Annotated in this window: 17 protein-coding genes; 7 read left to right on the forward strand and 10 right to left on the reverse strand. The window is 67.7% G+C overall.

Annotated elements, in window-relative coordinates:
• Positions 1-162: 162 nt before the first annotated feature.
• The 3 genes from J0J01_RS15850 to J0J01_RS15860 are packed head-to-tail and all read right to left on the reverse strand — an operon-like array spanning position 163 to position 3903.
• Positions 163-1389 (reverse strand): hydantoinase/carbamoylase family amidase, encoded by a 1227-nt coding sequence (locus J0J01_RS15850; protein ID WP_296382205.1) that lies wholly within the window; start codon positions 1387-1389, stop codon positions 163-165.
• Complete coding sequence (locus J0J01_RS15855; protein ID WP_296382207.1) at positions 1382-2629, reverse strand: amidase; 1248 nt, start codon at positions 2627-2629, stop codon at positions 1382-1384. The genes J0J01_RS15850 and J0J01_RS15855 overlap by 8 nt, the downstream gene beginning before the upstream one ends.
• Entirely contained in the window at positions 2626-3903 is a 1278-nt protein-coding gene (locus tag J0J01_RS15860; RefSeq protein ID WP_296382208.1) for an amidase, read from the reverse strand. The genes J0J01_RS15855 and J0J01_RS15860 overlap by 4 nt, the downstream gene beginning before the upstream one ends.
• A 132-nt stretch (positions 3904-4035) precedes the next feature.
• Here J0J01_RS15860 and J0J01_RS15865 point away from each other — a divergent pair, with 132 nt between their 5' ends.
• Complete coding sequence (locus J0J01_RS15865; protein WP_296382210.1) at positions 4036-5634, forward strand: ABC transporter substrate-binding protein; 1599 nt, start codon at positions 4036-4038, stop codon at positions 5632-5634.
• 244 nt (positions 5635-5878) lie between these two features.
• Positions 5879-6970: a P1 family peptidase gene (locus J0J01_RS15870; RefSeq protein ID WP_296382212.1), complete on the forward strand. Its 1092-nt coding sequence runs from the start codon at positions 5879-5881 to the stop codon at positions 6968-6970.
• Positions 6971-6988: 18 nt separating this feature from the next.
• Here J0J01_RS15870 and J0J01_RS15875 read toward each other — a convergent pair whose 3' ends face one another.
• The 3 genes from J0J01_RS15875 to J0J01_RS15885 all read right to left on the reverse strand — a co-directional run bounded on the left by J0J01_RS15875 (position 6989) and on the right by J0J01_RS15885 (position 8382).
• Positions 6989-7417, reverse strand: coding sequence for a MarR family transcriptional regulator (locus tag J0J01_RS15875; protein WP_296382213.1), 429 nt, complete (start codon positions 7415-7417; stop codon positions 6989-6991).
• Positions 7414-7989: a VOC family protein gene (locus tag J0J01_RS15880; RefSeq protein WP_296382215.1), complete on the reverse strand. Its 576-nt coding sequence runs from the start codon at positions 7987-7989 to the stop codon at positions 7414-7416. The genes J0J01_RS15875 and J0J01_RS15880 overlap by 4 nt, the downstream gene beginning before the upstream one ends.
• Before the next feature lie 84 nt (positions 7990-8073).
• The gene (locus J0J01_RS15885; protein WP_296382217.1) at positions 8074-8382 is read right to left on the reverse strand and encodes an EthD family reductase; all 309 of its coding nucleotides are present in this window, start codon (positions 8380-8382) and stop codon (positions 8074-8076) included.
• A 154-nt stretch (positions 8383-8536) separates the two neighbouring features.
• On the opposite strand from J0J01_RS15885, the gene J0J01_RS15890 reads away from it, so the two are divergent.
• Complete coding sequence (locus J0J01_RS15890) at positions 8537-9694, forward strand: hypothetical protein (protein ID WP_296382219.1); 1158 nt, start codon at positions 8537-8539, stop codon at positions 9692-9694.
• Here the strand turns inward: J0J01_RS15890 and J0J01_RS15895 are convergent.
• Positions 9691-11955, reverse strand: coding sequence for a xanthine dehydrogenase family protein molybdopterin-binding subunit (locus J0J01_RS15895; protein ID WP_296382221.1), 2265 nt, complete (start codon positions 11953-11955; stop codon positions 9691-9693). The genes J0J01_RS15890 and J0J01_RS15895 overlap by 4 nt on opposite strands.
• A gap of 44 nt (positions 11956-11999) precedes the next feature.
• Positions 12000-13403: an adenylate/guanylate cyclase domain-containing protein gene (locus J0J01_RS15900; RefSeq protein ID WP_296382224.1), complete on the reverse strand. Its 1404-nt coding sequence runs from the start codon at positions 13401-13403 to the stop codon at positions 12000-12002.
• 117 nt (positions 13404-13520) lie between these two features.
• Here J0J01_RS15900 and J0J01_RS15905 point away from each other — a divergent pair, with 117 nt between their 5' ends.
• Positions 13521-14246 carry a glutathione S-transferase N-terminal domain-containing protein gene (locus tag J0J01_RS15905; protein WP_296382225.1) on the forward strand — a complete coding sequence of 242 codons (726 nt, stop codon included), beginning with the start codon at positions 13521-13523 and terminating at the stop codon, positions 14244-14246.
• Here J0J01_RS15905 and J0J01_RS15910 read toward each other — a convergent pair.
• Positions 14243-15070: a metallophosphoesterase gene (locus J0J01_RS15910; protein ID WP_296382227.1), complete on the reverse strand. Its 828-nt coding sequence runs from the start codon at positions 15068-15070 to the stop codon at positions 14243-14245. The two genes, J0J01_RS15905 and J0J01_RS15910, sit on opposite strands and share 4 nt — an antisense overlap.
• 33 nt (positions 15071-15103) lie before the next feature.
• Positions 15104-16534 (reverse strand): MFS transporter, encoded by a 1431-nt coding sequence (locus J0J01_RS15915; protein ID WP_296382228.1) that lies wholly within the window; start codon positions 16532-16534, stop codon positions 15104-15106.
• Between the two features lie 153 nt (positions 16535-16687).
• Here J0J01_RS15915 and J0J01_RS15920 point away from each other — a divergent pair, with 153 nt between their 5' ends.
• The 3 genes from J0J01_RS15920 to J0J01_RS15930 are packed head-to-tail and all read left to right on the forward strand — an operon-like array spanning position 16688 to position 19064.
• A complete protein-coding gene (locus J0J01_RS15920; RefSeq protein ID WP_296382230.1) occupies positions 16688-17914 on the forward strand; it encodes an MFS transporter in 1227 nt (408 codons plus the stop codon).
• A gap of 11 nt (positions 17915-17925) precedes the next feature.
• On the forward strand, positions 17926-18486 hold the full coding sequence (locus tag J0J01_RS15925; RefSeq protein WP_296382232.1) for a VOC family protein: 561 nt from the start codon (positions 17926-17928) through the stop codon (positions 18484-18486).
• Positions 18483-19064 carry a glutathione S-transferase family protein gene (locus tag J0J01_RS15930; protein WP_296382234.1) on the forward strand — a complete coding sequence of 194 codons (582 nt, stop codon included), beginning with the start codon at positions 18483-18485 and terminating at the stop codon, positions 19062-19064. Before J0J01_RS15925 ends, J0J01_RS15930 begins: the two co-directional genes overlap by 4 nt.
• Positions 19065-19126 lie beyond the last annotated feature (62 nt).

Consider the following 19126-nt stretch of genomic DNA (forward strand, 5'->3'; position numbering starts at 1 on the left):
AATTCCTCCCCCTCACAGGGGGAGGTGCCCGCGTCTTACGCGGGCGGAGGAGTCATGAGGCGCAACGGGATTGGGACTCCTGACCCCTCCGTCGGCGTAAGACGCCGCCACCTCCCCATCTGAATGGGGAGGACTTCCGAGGCCGGCTCAATCCATCCTGCGCTAGTTGCCCTTCAGGATCCTCGCCGTCGCGTCGGCAAAGACCTGGCAGCCCAGCACGATGTCGGCGTCGGCGGTGTTCTCGGTGAAATGGTGCGAGATGCCGCCGATCGACGGCACGAACATCATCGCCGCCGGCAGCTTCAGCCCGAGGATCTGCGCGTCGTGGCCGGCGCCGGACGGCATGCGCATGTGCTTGTCGGCGGCATGCACCGCGGCCGACTCCTCGATCGCGTCGAGGAAGCGGTCGTCCATCACCGTCGGCATGGTGCGCGAGAGGTTCACGCACTCGACCATGCACGGACCTCTTGCGTTGGCCGCGGCGACGATCGCCAGCAGCGCCGCCTCGAAGCGGTCGAGCACGGCTTTGTCGGCATCGCGGAATTGCAGGATCATCTCGGCCTTGCCGGGAATGATCGCGGGCGCCCCGGGTTCGACCGACATCTTGCCGACGGTCCAGACGCTGCGCGGCCCGCTGAGCTTCGGGAAGGTCTCCATCACCTCGTTGTAGAGCCGCATCATGGCGACGCCGGCATCCTTGCGGATCGGCATCGGCGTGGTGCCGGCATGGTTCTGGATGCCGCTGAAGCTGAGGCGATAGGCGTAGATACCGACGATGGCGGTGACGATGCCGATGCGACGGTCGGTCTGCTCCAGCACGCCGCCCTGCTCGATATGCGCCTCGAGATAGCCGCGATAGCGGCCCTCCTCCAGATGCTCGCGCGGCGTGCTCTCCAGCCCGGCGGCCTTCAGTGCATCGCGCATCTTCGTGCCTTCGTCGCGATGACGCGCCTTGTCGATGTCCTCCTCGGAGAACATGCCGACGAACGATCGGCTGCCGGTCATCTGGCCCCAATGGCCCTCCTCGTCGGCCCACGACGCGACGTCGACGGCGAGATGCGCGGTCTCGGGATCCTCGGAAAGGGCGCGCGCCACCTCCAGCCCGTAGATCACGCCCATCACGCCGTCGAGCCAGCCACCGCGCGGCTGGGTGTCGGAATGCGAGCCGATCAGGATGCGCGGGCCCGTCTTGGCGCTCTTGCCCAGCACGGTGCCGATGCCGTCGATCACCGGCTCCAGCCCCGCCTCCTTCATGCGGGCCGCCAGCCAATGGCGGCTCTCGACGTCCTGCGGCGACAGGTGCGGGCGATGCACGCCGGTTTCGTAGCGGCCGAAATCGGCGATGCGCCGCAGGTCCGCAAGGAGTCGTTCACCGTTGATCTTAGGCATGGCAGAGCACCCAGTGGGCCGTGGAGAGCAGCTTGTCATCGGCATGGCGCAAGCCGACCAGCTGAACCCCGAGCGGCAGGCCCATATCGCCCGTGCCGATCGGCAGCGTGACGCACGGCGTGCCCGCCAGGGTCCAGATCGAGTTGAAGCGCGGATCGCCGGTGAACTCCCGCCCCTTCGGCGCCTCGCCCGGCGCGCTGGGGCAGATCAGCACGTCGAAGTCGTCGAACAGCGAATCGATGAAGGCCTTGAACGCCACCGTCCTGCGCTGCGCGGCGACATAACGGTCGAGCGTGATGCCGTCGCTCTTCTTCATGATCGCCATCAGCTCGGCGCTGACCTTGCCGGGATTGCGCAACCGCTCGTCGGCATAGTTGCGCATGCTCTCCCAGCCGGTGATCGCGCCGTGGTCGTCGAGGATGTCCTCGAACGCCGGCGCGAAAGCCACGTCCTTCGCGCCGAGCTTGCGCGCCGTCTTCTCCAGCAGGTCCTTGGTGTCGGCTTCCGACTCGTCCCAGATCGGCGTGCGGCAGAAGCCGATGCGCGGCGCGCTCACGTCGCGCTCGACCGGCGCCGGCGGCAGCGCGAGCACGGCGCCGCGGAACAGCGCGATGTCGTCGAGCGTGCGCGCCATCAGGCCGAGCGTGTCGACCGAATGGCACTGCATCTTGATGCCGACCCGCGAGAAGTCGCCGAAGGTCGGCTTGTAGCCGATCACGCCGCAATAGGCCGCCGGCCGGATCACCGAACCGCCGGTCTGCGTCCCGAAAGCGAGCGGCACGTGCCCGTCGGCGACCGCGGCCGCCGATCCGGAGGACGAGCCGCCAGGCGTGTGGGCGGCATTGTGCGGATTGGTGGTCGGGCCGGGATGGCGATTGGCGAACTCGGTCGTCACCGTCTTGCCCAGGATCACGCCGTTGGCGGCCCGGCTCAGCGCGACGCAGGCCGCGTCGCCGAACGGCTGCGTGCCCGCGAAGATCGGCGAGTTGTGGCCGGTCGGCATGTCGTAGGTGTCGATGATGTCCTTCACCCCGATCGGCACGCCGCGCAGCAGCCCGCCCTCGGCCTGGTCCGCCGCGCGCGCTTGGACGAGCGCCAGCGTCGGGTCGAGATGGACCCACGCCTTCACGACCGGATCGCGCTCGGCGATGCGGTCGAGGCAGGCTTGTACGAGCGTCTCCGAGGTGAGCGTGCCCGCTTCGATCGCCTTGACGGCTTCGGTGGCGCTGAGCGGTTTCATCGCAGCGCTCCCTGCACCCAACCGGCAATGTCGAGCAATCGCGCATCCTCGTGCTGTTGGCCGACGAGTTGGATACCGACCGGCAGACCCTGGGGCCCGCGGCCATATGGCAGGGTCACGCACGGCATCCAGAGATAGGTCCACAACAGGTTGAAGGTGGCGTTGCCGGTCCGCTCCAGACCGAGCGGCGCCTCGCCCGGCGCCGGGGCGGTCAGGATGGCGTCGATGTCGGTGAACGTCGCATCGACCGCGGCGCGGCCACGCTCGCCGAGCTTGCGGGCCTCGACCCAGGCCGCGTAGTCGAGCTTCCGCCCGGCGGCGATCTTGTCTTCCTGGAAGCTCTTCGACAGCAGGTCGAAGAAGCGATGCGCCTCGTCGGCCGCGGCGCGCGGTCCCTCGAAGGCGGAGAGCAGGCGCTGGCCGTCGCGCATCTCGAACATCTCGCGCGGCATCTCGAACTCGGTGACCTTGGCGCCCGCCTTGGCGAGCTTCGTTGCCGCCTCCTCGATCGCGGCGATGCCTTCGGGCTGCATCTCGTCCTTGTGCGGCGTGAAGCAGACGGCGATGCGCGGCAAATCGACCTTCTCGATCGGCCGATGCGGGATCGCCATCAGGGCGGCGCGGAACAGCGCGAGATCCTCGAGGCTGCGGGCATAGGCACCGATCGTGTCCAGCCATTCGGTGTTGGCCTTCATGCCGGCGACCGGGAAATGGCCGAAGCTCGGCTTGTAGCCGTAGACGCCGCAGAACGCCGCCGGCCGGATCACCGAGCCGCCGGTCTGCGTGCCGGTCGCCAGCACGACCTGCCAGTCGGCCACCGCCGCGGCCGAGCCGGACGACGAGCCGCCCGGCGTGTGCGCCGGATTGTGCGGATTGCGCGTCTTGCCGGGATGGCGGTTGGCGAACTCGGTGGTCACCGTCTTGCCGAGCAGGATGGCGCCGGCATGCTTGGCGAGCGCGACGGTCGCAGCATCGGCCAGCGGCTGGTGCGTCCCGTAGATCGGCGAGCCGTAGCCGGTCGGCTGGTCGTAGCTGTCGATGATGTCCTTCACGCCCATCGGCACGCCGTGCAGCAAACCCTGGCGCGGCCCGCGATCGAGCACTCTGGCGCGTTCGAGGGCAGCGTCGCGGGCAAGATGGGTCCAGGCGAGCACGTCTGAATCTCGCTTGTCGATGCGTTCGAGATGGGCGCGTACGACGGCTTCGGCCGTGAGCTTTCCGGAATCGATCCGCCGCGCGATTTCCGTCGCGGTCAACGTGTTGGGCGCAGACATGATCGTGGATATGAGCAGCAAAAGCTGTGCCGCGCCAATGAGCTTTCCTCCCCTTCGCGGATTCCGCGAAGGGGAGGAAGCGGATACGTGGCGCACTTCCTGCTTCGCAATCCGGAACCCCGGAGGCCCCGAATGCTCACCCGTCGTGCCGCAATAGCCGCCAGCGCCGCATTGCCGTTCGTGCGTTCAGCGCACGCCCAGCAGCCCTCGACCTTGCGCATCGCCATGACGCTCGCCGACATCCCGGTCACCGACGGCGCGCCCGACCAGGGCACCGAGGGCATCCGCTTCATGGGCTACACGATGTACGACCCGCTGGTGATGTGGGACCTCTCCTCGGCGAGCGAGCCCGCGAAGCTCGTGCCCGGCCTGGCGACCAAGTGGTATCAGGACCCGTCCGACCCGACGAAATGGATCTTCGAGCTGCGCCAGGGCGTGAAGTTCCATCACGGCGCGCCCTTCACCGCCGACGACGTGATCTTCTCGATCGAGCGCACGCTCAACGACAAGTCGCCGGCCTTCGACCGGCTCGGCCGCTCGGTGCTGATCGCCGCCCTGTGGCCGCTGGTCGCCTGGCGCAAGATCGACGACCATAAGGTCGAGCTGCAGACCAACGGCGTCGACACGGTCATGCCCTCGCTGCTCAACCGCTTCCCCATCGCCAGCGCCGACAACTTCGAGAAGGTCGGCAAGGACTGGCAGGGCTACCGCAAATCGCCGTCCGGCACCGGCCCGTGGAAGATGAAGAGCTGGACGCCGCGCGAGCGCGCCGAGCTCGAGCGCAACACCGACTACTGGAACAAGGACCGCATCCCCAGGAGCGAGCGCATGGTGCTGCTGCCGATCCCCGACGTCTCGACGCGCACCGCGGCGCTGCTGTCGGGCCGCGTCGACTGGATCGAGGCGCCGGCGCCGGACTCGCTGGAAAAACTGAAGGCGAGCGGCGTGAAGATCGAGACCAACGCCATCCCGCACATGTGGCCGTACACGCTGTCGATGCTGCCCGGAGCGCCGACCGCCGACATTCGCGTGCGCAAGGCGATGAATCTGGCGATCGACCGCGACGCGATCGTGAAGGTGCTGAACGGACTCGCCGTGCCCGCCGTCGGCTGCGTGCCGCCCGACCATCCGTGGTTCGGCACGCCCTCCTTCAAGATCAAGTATGACCCCGCAGAAGCCAAGCGGCTGCTCGCCGAGGCAGGCTACGGCCCGGCCAAGAAGCTCAAGACCAAGATCGCGATCTCGACCTCGGGCTCGGGCCAGATGTACCCGCTGATCATGAACGAGGCGGTGCAGCAGCAATGGGCCGAGGTCGGCATCGATGTCGAGTTCCAGGTGATGGACTGGAACGCGCTGCTGAACTTCATGCGCCAGGGCGCGAAAGCGCCGGAGGCGGCGGCGTTCGGCGCGATCAACGTGTCGTGGAACACCATGGACCCGCACAACGCCTTCATGCGCTTCGTCGACAGCCAGCAGGTGCCGCCCAAGGGCTCGAACTGGGGCTATATCAACGATCCCGGGTTCGACGCGCTGGCCAAGGAAGCGCGCAGCACGTCGGACCCGAAGGAACTCGACAAGGTGCTGGCGAAGATCAACACCAAGATGGTCGACGATTCGGTGTTCGTCTGGGTCGTCCACGACGTCTGGCCGAATGCCATCTCGTCCAAGGTCAAGGGCTACGTCCATCCCAAGAGCTGGTACGTCGACTTCTCGCCGGTGACGGTGGGCTAGCGGAATCGGTCTCAGATCTGGCACACGAATCGCCTACTGCCCATCGCGCTGGGAGCGCGGCACTCCAGTGCCGCTCGTCGTCTCGATCGAACGCGGCAAATGCCGAAGAATAGACCTTTTGCTCACGATCGATTTTCGGAAGGCACAAAAGAAAAATGAGCAGCACTGGAGTGCCGCGCTCCCAGCGCCAGGGCGTGTGTGGTAACTCCGTTCTCGTCCGCCACGAAACCCAAGAGCGAAGCAAATGCCTCGTGCCCGCCTGCGCGATCTCGGCCTCAAGGTCGGAACTCTGCCGCCCGGACCCTTCAACGCCATTACCGACGTGGCGGGCGTCAAAGTGGGCTACTCGACCGTCATCCAGGACCGGCCGCGGATTGCCCGGACGGGGATCACCGCCATCTGGCCGCGCGGACCGGAAATCTGGACCGACTACGTCTTCGCGGGAACGTTCTCCTTCAACGGCAACGGAGAGATGACCGGCCTTCCGTGGCTCGCCGAACAGGGTCTGCTCGGCGCGCCGATCGGGATCACCAACACCTATCAGGTTGGAATCGTCCGTGACGCCATCACGGCCATTGCGGTTCGCGACGGCGCTTCCCAGGCCTTCCATCTGCCGGTCGTCGCCGAGACCTACGATGGCTGGCTGAGCGACATCCAGGCTTTCACGCTGACGCAGGAGCACGCGTTCGCCGCGTTCGACAGCGCAGTCGGCGGCTGCGCCATTGCCGAAGGCAATGTCGGCGGCGGCACCGGCATGATCTGCCACGAGTTCAAGGGCGGGACCGGCACGGCATCGCGCCTGGTCGAGAATGGCGAGCGTTATACCGTCGGTGTGCTGGTGCAGGCGAACTATGGCGCGCGCGATCTGTTGCGCATCGATGGCGTGCCTGTCGGCCGCGAGATCGGACCGGACGTGGTGCCGGCCCATCGCTCGGGCAAACGCGCAGTCCCACCCCGGACGACGACGGAAGGGTCCATCATCGTCGTCCTCGCGACCGACGCGCCGCTCCTTCCGATCCAATGCCAGCGGCTGGCCCGCCGGGCCACGACCGGGCTGTCCTGGGTCGGCGGCATCGGCGCAAACGGAAGTGGCGATATCTTCATCGCGTTCTCGACGGGCAATCACATCGGCCAGAACGACAGGATCAGCAGCGTGAACATGATCGCGCCTGACGCGATGACGAGCCTCTTCCAGGCCGCGGCCGAGGCCACCGAAGAAGCGATCCTCAACGCGATGTGCATGGCCGAGACCATGTCGGGCCGCGACGGTCGCATCGTCCACGCGCTGCCGCTCGACCTCCTGCAGGAGGTGATGCGGAAGTATCGGCCCGGGTAACGGGCGCGGGCCCCTAGTCTAGCTCAGCTCGCTCACGGCCTTGGCCAGCACCGCGGCCAGCTCGCGCTGCAGCGCGGGCGAGAGACGCGCGATGCCTTTCATGTATTCGGTGGCGCGGGCGCGGACGAGCCGGTCGAGCAGCCGCTCGGCCGACGGGGTGACGGCGAGCCGCTTGCGCCGGCGATCGCCCTCGTCCTCGGCGCGGGTCAGCAGGCCCTGCTTGAACAGGCGATCGACCATCTGGCTGGTCGCCGGCAGCGACATGTTGAAGCGCTCGGCCAGCTCCGAGGCCGTGCTGCCGCCGGCCTGGCGCAGGCGCGTGAGGAACAGCACTTGCGGCAAAGTCAGCCCCGCCTCGCTCATCAGCGACAGCGTCTCGCCACCGCGATGCGAGACGCGGTCGACCAGGGCCAGCAGGAGCGCGCCGACGTCTTCCTTCGCGCTCATCGCGTCCAGGCGAGGCGGGTCGACACTGGCGGGCGCTCCTCGACGGCGCCGGCATAGCCGAAGCAGGTGATCTCCAGCCGGTTGCCGAACGGATCGTTGAAATAGATCGATGCCTGGCCCGGCGGGCCGAGCCGCAGCGGCCCCTCGATCGGCACGCCCTCGTCGGCAAGGCGGCGCTGCCACTTCGCCAGCTCGCGCGGAGGCACGGCGAAGGCGTAGTGCGGATGGCCGAGGTCTGGCGCCGGCTGGCCGGCGTGCTGCAGGAAGAGATCGACCCGCGTCGCGCCGCCGAGATAGACCGAGAGATGGTGCGTGCCCTCGCCGTTGTCGGGCGCCGGCAGGCGGCCGAAGCGCGCCAGCATCGCATCGTCGACCGTCATCATCAGGGCGCCGCCTAGCACGTCGCAATAGAAGCGCCGCGCCTCGGCGAGGTCGATCACGGCGATGGTGAGATGCTCCAGGCCGCGCAGCCGCGGCCGGCCGAGCGCCGACAGCACGCGGCGCAGCCGGACCGACCAAATCCAGGCCTTGAACCCCAGGCCGATCAGGCTCAAGCGAAGGCGGCGCAACATGGCAGGCCTCTACTTAGATAACGTTAATTATTAACGTTACTTAAGTAATTACCGGCACCCTGTCAACCCGCGTGAGGCGTTTCGTCAGACCGTGCGCGTCTCGCACATCAGCAGTTGCGCGCCGGCCTGGGCGAAGTTCTTGAGATCGCCGGCGGTCGCCTGGCCTTCCGCCGAGGCGAAGGCGGCGCCGATCGCCGCCATCGAATCGAAGGTCAAGAGCGCGACCAGATGAAAGGGCGACGGTCCTTCGGGCGTCGCGACAGGCCCCTGGCTGACCTCGTATTTGCGCAGACCCGGGATTTTCTTCGCCAGCGGCACATGCTTGTTGAAGTAGTGCGCATCGAACGCGGCCGGGTCCGAGGGCTTGTTGTAGAGGACCATCAAGGTTGCCATGGCTGTCACCCTCCCTGTTGTCGATGCGCATGCTCCTAACGCAAGAAGCGGCGATCCATCAACCCCGCCGCCCTTGGCCCGGCCCGTACCCGGCGTAGTGAACGCTATTGGGCCGATGAAAAGGCAGACATAGTTGCCGCATCGGAGGCAATTCATGCCGGAGCAAAATCTGGGCTGCCTGAGGCGTGGAACGCAGCGCGCGATCGGCTCTGTCGCCGCGCTCCTGGCACTCGCGGCAGCGCCGGCGCTCGCCCAGCCGTCGATGGTTCCGGCGACGGTCGATGGCGCCACGGTCAAGCTGGCGACGATCACTCACAAGCCCGCGGGTGCCGGCCCCTTTCCCATCCTGATCTTCCACCACGGCTCGACCGGACGCGGCACGGATCCCGGCATCTTCGCGCGGCCCTACGAGCCGATCTTCCTGGCCGACTGGTTCGTCGCGCGCGGTTGGGCCGTCGTGCTCCCGTCGCGCCGCGGCCGCGGCGGCTCGGAAGGCCTGTACGACGAAGGATTCGACATCGATCGGACCCGCGGCTACGCCTGCGACGACAACCTGTCGATCAAGGGCTTCGATCGCGCCCTGCGCGACGCCGACGCGATCACCGCCGCGATCCTCGCCCTGCCGTTCGCCGATCGCGCCCGCTTCGTGGTCGGCGGCCAGTCGCGCGGCGGTATCCTGTCGATCGGCTGGAGCGGGCAGCGACCGGAGCTGCCGAAGGGGGTCCTGAACTTCGTCGGCGGCTGGCTGGGGTCGGGCTGCGGCTACTCCGCCAAGGTGAACGCCGAGCTGTTCAAGCGCGGCGCGGCCTTCAAGTCGCCCACGCTCTGGCTGTACGGGGACAAGGATCCGTTCTACCCGCTCAGCCACTCACGGGGCAGCTTCGAGACCTTCAGGAATGCCGGCGGCAACGGCAGCTTCAACGAGTACACGCTGCCCGACGGCGTGAGCGGCCATTCCGTCGTTTCCTACCCGCAGCTCTGGGAAGCGACCATGGAGCGATATCTCGCCGAGCGCGGCCTGCCGGCGAAGCACACCTACCGCCCGCTGACCGACGACGAGATCAAGGCGCGGTTCGTCGGCAAGACGGTCGACTGGCGCGGCGGCCTCAGGGCGGACTACCGGACGGACGGCAGCTACGAGGTGGTCGTCGAGAGCAGGCCTTCCTCCAAGGGCAAGTACGCCATCGCCAACGGGCAGATTTGCGTCACGTTCGACGACGGCCGCTCGCGCTGCGACAAGATCAACGTCGACAGCCGCGGCCTGTTCATGATCACGGCCACCGGCGCCAAGTTCTACGGCGTGCCGCGTTAGGCGCTGCGTCGCAGCGCTTTCCAGATCTTCTCCGGCGTCGCCGGCATGTCGAGGTGCTTCACGCCCGCCGGCTCGAGCGCGTCGAGCAGCGCCGCCATCACGGTCTGCGGTGCGGCGATGCAGCCGGCCTGGCCCGAGCCCTTGACGCCGAGCGGATTGGCGTCGGTCGGCCGCTCGACCAGCGCAATGTCGAAGGCCGGCAGGTCATCGGCGCGCGGCAAGGCGTAGTCGGTGAGCGAGCCGCTCAGGAGCTGGCCCGACTCCGGGTCGTAGACGGTGTGCTCCAGCAGCGCCTGGCCGATGCCCTGCGCCACGCCGCCCTGCACCTGGCCTTCGGTCAGCATCGGGTTGATCAGCCGCCCGTAGTCGTCGATCGCGGTATAGCGCACCAGGGTCGCCGCGCCGGTCTCGGGATCGACCTCGATCTCGGCGACATGGCAGCCGCTGGGGAAGGTGAAGACGTCGGTCATGTTCATCACGTGCTCGCCCAGCGCCGCACCGCTTTCGCGCGCGATGCTGAGCAGCTCGATACGCCGCTCGCTGCCGCGCACGCTGAAGGCGCCGGCGTCGAGCACCAGCTCGGCTTCGCTCGCCTGCAGGAGACGGGCCGCGGTCGTGCGCGCCCGGGCGAGCGTGGCGTCCATCGCCTTGACCACGGCCGCGCCGCCCATGTGCATCGAGCGCGCACCGCCATGGCCCGCACCGCTCTTCACCTTCAGCGTGTCGGCCTGCACGTAGCGGATCGTCTCGATCGGCAGGCCGAGCCGCTCGGCGGCGATCTGGGCGAAGGCGGTCTCGTGGCCCTGCCCGTTCGATTCGGTGCCGACCGCGACGGTCACGCGGCCGTCGGTCTCGAAGCGCACCTCGGCGCCCTCGTTGGGCGCGCCGCGCGAGGTCTCGAGGAAGCAGGCGATGCCGAGCCCCAGCAGTTTGCCGCGCGCCTTGGCCTCGGTACGGCGGGCGACGAAGCCCGCGACGTCGGCCTGCGCGACGGCCCGGTCGAGATTGTCGACGAAGCCGCCCGAATCGATCGTCAGGCCCATCGCCGTCTTGTGCGGGAACGACGCGATCAGGTTCTTGCGCCGCAGCTCTGCCGGATCGAAGCCCAGCGTGCGCGCGGCGGCCTCGATGCAGCGCTCGGTAATGTAGTTGGCCTCGGGCTTGCCGGCGCCGCGATAGGCGTCGACCGGCACGGTATTGGTGAAGGCGCCGCGCACGTCGACCGCGATCGCCGGGATGTCGTAGACGCCGCCATGCGCCGTCGAGGCCGCGACCGCCGCCGCCCCCGGCCCGTTGCCCGAGAGATAGGCGCCGTGATTGGCCACCATCTCGATGTCGAGCGCGAGGAAGCGGCCGTCCGCGGCGAGGCCGAGCCGCGCTGTGGCGAAGATGTCCCGGCCCTGCGCGCTGGCGACGAAGTCCTCGGTGCGGTCGGCCTCCCAGCGCACCGGCTGGCCGAGCCGGCGAGCCGCCCACAGCAGCAGGATCCATTCGGGATAGAGGAAGTTCTTGGTGCCGAAGCCGCCGCCGACATCGGGCGCATGCAGGTGGAAGCGGTCGGGCGGCAGCTTGAACACGAACTCGGCGAGCTGGCGGCGGATGCCGTGCAGGCCCTGCCCCGTCAGCTCGAGGTCGAAGCTGTCGGTCGCGGAGTCATAGCGCGCAATGCCGGCGCGCGTCTCGACCGGCGCCACGACGACGCGATTGTTCATCACCTCGATCTCGACGATGTGCGCGGCCTGCTTCATCGCTGCCGCAGCGGCGGCGGCATCGCCCTTCTGGATGTGAAAGGCGGTGTTGTGCGGCGCCTGCGGCCAGAGTTGCGGGGCGCCATCGACCAGCGCGGCGCGGCCATCGACGACGGCCGGCAGCGCCTCGTACTCGACCTCGACTAGCTCGGCGGCCTCGCGCGCGATCTCGGTCGAGTCAGCGACGACGAAGGCCACCGGATCGCCGACATGGCGCACGCGCTCGACCGCCAGGGCAAAGCGCGGCGGCACGATCAGCGGCGACACCGCGGCCATGCAGGGCATCGGACCGAGGCCTGCGAGATCGGCCGACGTGAACACGCCGCGCACGCCGTCGAGGCCTGTCGCCGCGGTCGTGTCGAGCCGCTTGATCAGCGCATGGGCGTGCGGCGAGCGCAGGACGTGGCCCCACAGCGCCCCGAGACAGGCGATGTCGGCGAGGTAGCGGCCGCGGCCGGTCAGGAAGCGGAAGTCCTCGAGGCGCCGGACGGATCGGCCGATATACGGGCTCATGCGCCGTATCTTGCGCACCCGCGCAGCCGTGTCACGCTCCCAGCCTAGGGAATCTCGTAGACCGCGACGTCGCCCGCCACGCCGCGCACCGCGCGTTGCTCGGCCGTCGGGTTCAGGCCGCCGGCACGCAGGATCGCAGCGGCCTCGGGATGCTTCACGACCGGCGCCGTCGTCAGGATCGAGCGCGCGTCGGCCAGGCCCTGGACGCGCGATGCGATGTTCACGGTCTGGCCGAAATAGTCCTGGCGCTCGTTCAGGTTCACGGCGAGGCACGGGCCTTCATGGAGGCCGATCTTGAGCAGCAGGTCGCCGGTGTTGGCGCGGCGGTTGAGGTCGTCCATCGCCTCGCGCATCTTGAGCGCCGCGGAGAGGCCGCGGTCGGGCGTGGGGAACGTCGCCATGACCGCATCGCCGATGGTCTTGACCACCGCGCCGCCTTCGTCGGCCACGATCTCGTTCAGCACCTTGAAATGCGTCTGCACCAGGTCGAACGCCACGAGGTCGCCGACCCGTTCGTAGAGGTCGGTCGAGCCCTTGAGGTCGGTGAACAGGAAGGTGAGGCTGGTGATCTTGAGCCGCTGGTCGATCTCGAGCGTGTCGGTGCGGTAGAGGTCGCGGAACGTCTGGTTGGTGAGCAGGCGCTTGGCGGTCAGGAACGGCCGGCGCCGCCCCATCAGGTCGTGCATCTCGTGTCCGGAGATCCAGAGGCCGGGCAGCACGCGCTCGCGCGAGCGGTTGTCGAGGGTGATGCGCAGGGGGCCGGGCGGCAGCTCGGTCGTCTCGGTCGGCGCCTTGACCTTGCTGTAGGCGATCGAGGTCGTACGGCGCTCGGCCGTCGGCTCGCCCTTCACCTGGAAGAAATGCGCGGCATGCGTCATCGGATCGAACAGGACGATCTCGCCGGGGGGAAGCTGCAGCGACACCTGCGCCTTCTCGCCCGCCGGCAGCTCGATGGCGTCGAGCATGATCCTGTCCATGCGCTGCAGGTAATCGTCCGGCAGGTCGACGCCGGAGCCGAAGAAGAGCTGGCGGAGATACTCGTGGAACGACAGCTCATCGGGTGAATGCGCCGCGATGTGCCGCACGCGCGGCGAGACGGTGAAGGTGACCTCGACGGTCTCGTCCAGCGTGGGCTCGTAGCCGGCGTTGCAGAAGGCGCAGTACTCCTGGTTGCGCACGCTCTTCAGCGACGCGCCGGCATCGAGCACGCCGCTGCAGCTCGGACAAAGAACGTTCCATGACAGCTCGAACAGGCCGAGCCGCGCGGCATGGAGGAAGGCGCTGATGACCCTTTGCTCACTGAGGCCATGGCGGGCCGCGAAGGCCAGGACGTTGATGCGGCAGAGGTCGCGGTCCGGGGCCTCGCGCACCAGGCGCTCGATGGCGGCGACCGTATCGGCGTCGGCCGATTGCCGCAGGGTTGCGAACAGGGGGTCGGCTTCGCTCATGGTGTGAAGGTAGTGCGCGCGGGGCCGTTCGCCCATCACGATTTATTGCGATAGGCCGGCTTATTGCGAGGGGAAGGCAGAGGCCGATAAGCTGACAACAACTGACGGAGGAATGCCATGATCGATCTGCATTACTGGCCGACGCCCAACGGCAAGAAGGTCACCATCCTGCTGGAAGAGCTCGGCATGCCCTACAAGATCATGCCGGTGAACATCGGCATGGGCGACCAGTTCACCGCCGAGTTCCTGGAGATGAATCCCAATCACCGCATGCCGGTGATGGTCGACCACGCGCCCAAGGACGGCGGCAAGCCGCTGGTCGTGTTCGAATCGGGCGCGATCATGATGTATCTCGCCGAGAAGGCCGGGAAGTTCTATCCGCAGGACCTGCGGGCCAGGCACGAGGTCAACGAGTGGCTGATCTGGCAGATGGCCAATCAGGGGCCGAAGAGCGGCGAGTGCGGCCACTTCCGCCGCGTCGACACCAAGGAGCACGGCGAGCAGGACTATGCGGTGCGCCGCTTCACCGACGAGGTGAACCGCCTGTACGGCGTGCTCAACAACCGGCTCTACAAGCACGAGTATCTGGCGGGCGACCAGTACACGATCGCCGACATGATCTGCTACCCGTGGACCCTCAACTGGAAATTCCAGGGCCAGGACATCGAGGAGTTCAAGTACTTCAAGCGCTGGTTCGAGATGATGGGCGCGCGTCCGGCGGTGCAGAAAGGCATGGCGGCCGGCGCCGATCTCTCGGTCGACCGCGAGAAGCTGCCGCCCGAGGAGCAGGCCCGCATTCGCAAGATGCTCTACAACCAGCGCGCCCGTCCCGTGCCGGTCTAGACTGGGCCGTAAGCCCCCGGAAAATTCTCTATGTTGAGCGTCTCGACACCCGGCACACGCACCAGCTCGCTCCGGTGCGTGCCGTCGGGGCGCAGCGTGTGCTCGACGTAGCCGACTTCCTTGAGGCCGTAGCGCGGCTGGCGGCGGTCGGGAATCACGTAGCCGGTCGAGGTGCCCCAGACGTGGCGCGTCGACCCCGACCAGCTCTCGCGATACTGATGCACGTGGCCGCACACCACGAGCGCCGGCACGACCGCGCCGAACGCCGCGAGCAGCCGCTGACGCGGCTCGGGATGGACGAAGCGGCCGCCGATCTCCGTCTCATCAGGACTCTTGTCGAACATCGGCCGGTGCAGGAACAGCGCCAGGCTGCGCAGCCCGAGCCCCTCCATCGCGTGCGCAACCGCGCTCTCCTGTTCCGCCGCTTCGGGCAGATCGCTCCCCAGAAGCTGGGCGTTGATGCCCAGAATCCGCCAGCCCGGAATGTCGAACGACCACCAGTCGGGACCGAAATGCTTGAGGTAGCGCGCCCGCCGCACGGCATCGATCGTGTGCTCGCCCGGCGATGGACCGTAGGGGCTGTCGCCGAGATCGTGGTTGCCCGGGATGAAGCGCACCGGCAGGCCAAGCGCATCGTGCAGCAGGCGCGCCGCCGCGAGGTCGCTCTCCTGCGAGGCGCCGTCGAGGGTGATGTCGCCGGTGTTCAGCACCAGGTCCGGCTTGGCGCTGCGCAGCGCCTCGCCGATGCGCACGAAATTGTCGACGAAGAAGGGCTTGGATTCGCTGAGGTGGGTGTCGGAAATCTGGGCGATCCGGAAGGTCATGGGCCGAGCGTAGGGTTGCTGTGTTGCAGAACCCTAACGGAGCGATGACAGCGGCGGTGCGACATCTTCGAGCGATTTGCACTCCGCGGCGACGCCCAGCCGCAGCTCGACCAGCGCCGCGACCACCATCAGTGCGGCCCCGAGGAAGTAGCCATACACGATGTCGTGGCGGCCGCCGCCCTCGATCAGCACACCGAACAGCCAAGGTCCGCCGACGCCGCCCAGCAGGGTGCCGAAGGCATAGAACAGCGCGATGGTCAGCGCGCGAATCTCCAACGGGAAGCATTCGCCGACCGTGAGGTAGGCGGCACTCGCCGCCGCCGAGGCGAAGAAGAAGACGACGGTCCACAGAGCCGTCTGCGTCGTGGCCGTCAACAGCTCCATCTGGAAGAGCTGGCCGGTGACGGCGAGCATCGCACCCGCCAAGCTGTAGGTGATGGCGATCATCGGCTTGCGGCCCAAGCTGTCGAACAGCGGGCCGAGCAGCACTGGCCCGAGGAAGTTGCCCAAAGCGAAGGGCAGGATGTAGAGGCCGACCTTGTCGGCTTCGATGCCGTAGAAGATGGTCAGCACCAGCGCGTAGGTGAAGAAGATCGCGTTGTAGATGAACGCCTGCGAGGCCATCAGCACCAGGCCGAGCGCGGTGCGGTCGGGATAGTGCTTCAAGAGCGTGCGCGCGACCGAGGCCATTGTCAGCCGATGCGGCTCGCCGAGCGACAGCTTGGGCTCGTAGGCCGGCAGCTCCTTGTGGCCGTCCTTCATGACGCGCGCCTCGATCTCCTCGACCACGCGGCGCGCCTCGCCTTCCTGGCCGTGGATCATCAGCCAGCGCGGGCTCTCCGGCAGGAAGCGGCGCAGGTAGAGGATGAACAGGCCGAGGATGGCGCCGCTGCCGAAGGCAATGCGCCAGCCCCAGTCGGGTCCGAACAGGTTGGGATCGAGCAATGGCACCGAGACCAGCGCGCCGACCGCGGCGCCGACCCAGAAGCTGCCGTTGATCGCGAGGTCGGTGCGGCCGCGCAGCCGCGCCGGGATCAGCTCCTGGATCGCCGAGTTGATCGCCGAATATTCGCCGCCGATGCCCGCGCCGGTGAGGAAGCGGAAGAACAGGAAGCTCTCGAAGTCCCACGACAGCGCCGTCGCCGCGGTGGCGATCAGGTAGACGCCGAGCGTGACGTTGAACAGCTTCTTGCGGCCCAGCCGATCGGTGAGGTGGCCGAAGAACAGCGCGCCCAGAACCGCACCGATCAGATAGGCGCTGCCGGTCAGGCCGACCTGCTCGGCGGTGAGATGGAGCCGTGGGCTGGTCTGCAGAGCCGCTGCGACGGAGCCCGCGAGGGTGACCTCGAGCCCGTCGAGGATCCAGGTGATGCCGAGCGCCGCCACGACCAGCCGGTGGAATCCGCTCCACGGCAGCCGGTCGAGCCGGGCCGGGACGTCTGTCAGGGTGCTGCCGGGGGCCATCGGGTCGGGAAACAACGCCACACGGTGTGAGGCGTTGCCGCTGCACGGCAGGTTTGCGCACGGATGGTGGTCGCTGGCGGCCCTGCCCCTTATAAGTGGGGCGCCATGACCGATAACACGATGGCGGACCCTGCCGCTCCCAGGGCCGCTCCAATGGCCGCGTCAGCGTCCGCTCCGTCTACCGCTTCCGCCAACAGCACGACCTTCGCGATCATCCTGTCGCTCAGCTTCTGCCACCTGCTGAACGACATGATGCAGTCGCTGGTGCCGGCGCTGTATCCGATCCTCAAGGAGAACTACGCGCTCTCCTTCAGCCAGATCGGCCTGATCACCTTGGCCTTCCAGTTCACCGCGTCGATGCTGCAGCCGGTCGTCGGCATGTACACCGACAGGAAGCCCCAGCCCTATTCGCTGATGGTCGGCATGGGCTTCACGCTCGTCGGCCTGCTGATGATGTCGCACGCCCACAGCTATCCGGTGATCCTGATCTCCGCGGCGCTGATCGGCATGGGCTCCTCGGTCTTCCATCCTGAAGCCTCGCGCGTGGCGCGCATGGCGGCGGGCGGCCGCTATGGCCTGGCACAATCGCTGTTCCAGGTCGGCGGCAATCTCGGCTCGGCCGCGGGTCCGCTGCTGGCAGCGTTCATCGTCGTGCCGCGCGGCCAGGAGAGCCTGCTCTATTTCTCCGGCGCGGCGCTGATCGCCATGATCGTGCTGTTCCAGGTCGGCAACTGGTACCGGGCGCGGCGCACCGCGACCCGGCCGGTAGCGAAGAAGGGAACGGCCGCTGCCGGCGGCCACGGCCTGTCGAAGCCCCGCGTGCTGTTCGCCGTCGCGATCCTGATCCTGCTGCTGTTCTCCAAGAACGTCTATCAGGCGAGCCTCGGCTCCTACTACACCTTCTACCTGATCGAGAAGTTCGGCCTGTCGGTGCAAGTCGCGCAGTTCTACCTGTTCGCCTTCCTGATCGGCATCGTGGTCGGCACGCTGCTCGGCGGCTGGGTCGGCGACCGGGTGGGCCGCATCCCGGTGATGTGGTTCTCGATCCTGGGCGCCCTGCCGTTCGCGCTGATGCTGCCGCACGCCAACCTGTTCTGGACCGCCGTCCTGGCAGTGACGGTGGCGATGATCATGGCCTCGGCCTTCCCGGCGATCCTGGTCTATGCCCAAGAGCTGCTGCCCGGCCGGGTCGGGCTGGTGGCCGGCATGTTCTTCGGCTTCTCCTTCGGCCTGGGCGGCCTCGGCGCCGCGGCGCTGGGCAAGCTCGCCGACTGGACCAGCATCGAGACGGTCTATCAGGTGACGCCGTTCCTGCTATGCTTGGGCCTGCTCACCGCCTTCCTGCCGAAGCATCCCGGGAGGCCGATGCACCTGCTCTAACGGAGGCCGTCATGGACTCTCGCATCGACAAGGTCCGCCTGCTCGACACCAAGCCGGTCTCGCCCGGCCTGTTCGCGCACTTCGTCCTGCGCACCGCCAACCGCGAGCCGCTGAAGCAGTGGTACATGACGGTGCTGAACGCGCGGTGTGTATTCGAGAACGAGTACATCGCCTTCATCACCTACGACGACGAGCATCACCGCGTCGCCTTCGTGCAGATCCCGGGCCTGAAGAAGGCGCCGGACGACAGCTGGGGCCTCGCCCATGTCGCCTACACTCTGGCCGATCTCGGCCAGTTGCTGTCGACCTATCGCCGCCTCAAGGCCGAGGGGATCGTGCCGGTGCGCACCATCAACCACGGCCCGACCGTGTCGATGTACTACAAGGATCCCGACGGCAATCAGGTCGAGCTGCAGGTCGACGCCTTCGACAAGGCAGGTGCGGCCTCCTATTTCGACACCGAGCCGTTCCGGAAGAACCCGATCGGCGTGCTGTTCGACCCCGACAAGATGGCGGCCGACTACGAAGCCGGGGTGCCCGAGGCCAACCTGCTGCGCCGCCCGGCAGAGTGACCCTCACCCTCTATCTCAGCCCCGGCTCGAGCTCGATGGCTGTGCACATCGCGCTGCACGAGGTCGGTGCGCCGTTCGAGATCAAGTCGCTCTCCTTCCACGAGAAGGAGCATCGGCAGCCGCCCTTCCTGGCGATCAACCCGGCCGGCAAGGTGCCGACCCTGCTGGTCGGCGGCACGCCGGTCACCGAGGTGGCCGGCTGCCTGCTCTATCTCGCCAAGCGCTTTCCCGAGGCCGGGCTGCTGCCGTCCGATCCGTTGGCCGAGGCACAGGCGGTGTCGTGGATGTCCTTCATCGCCTCGACCCTCCACCCGGCGCGCCGGCTGGGCGAGGACCACGTCACCGAGGTCTGGACCTTGGCCGAGCGAAAACTCGGCGCGGGCGACTGGGCGCTCGGCCGCTACTCGATCGCCGATATTCATCTGTTTCGTTTGTATTGGCGCATGGTCAATGCATCCCGGCCACGACCGCAGGGCCTGAAAAGGCTCGATTCCCTTTATGAGCGGATGATGGCGCGGCCCGCGGTGCAGCGCACAATCGAAATCGAAAGCGGCCTCGGCTACGAATTGCCGCCCTGAACGCCGCGCAACCAGAAGCCAGGCCGTGGCATTTCTGTGTTTGATGGGGTCATGACTTGTCG

Source organism: Reyranella sp., assembly GCF_017305915.1.
GTDB lineage: Bacteria > Pseudomonadota > Alphaproteobacteria > Reyranellales > Reyranellaceae > Reyranella.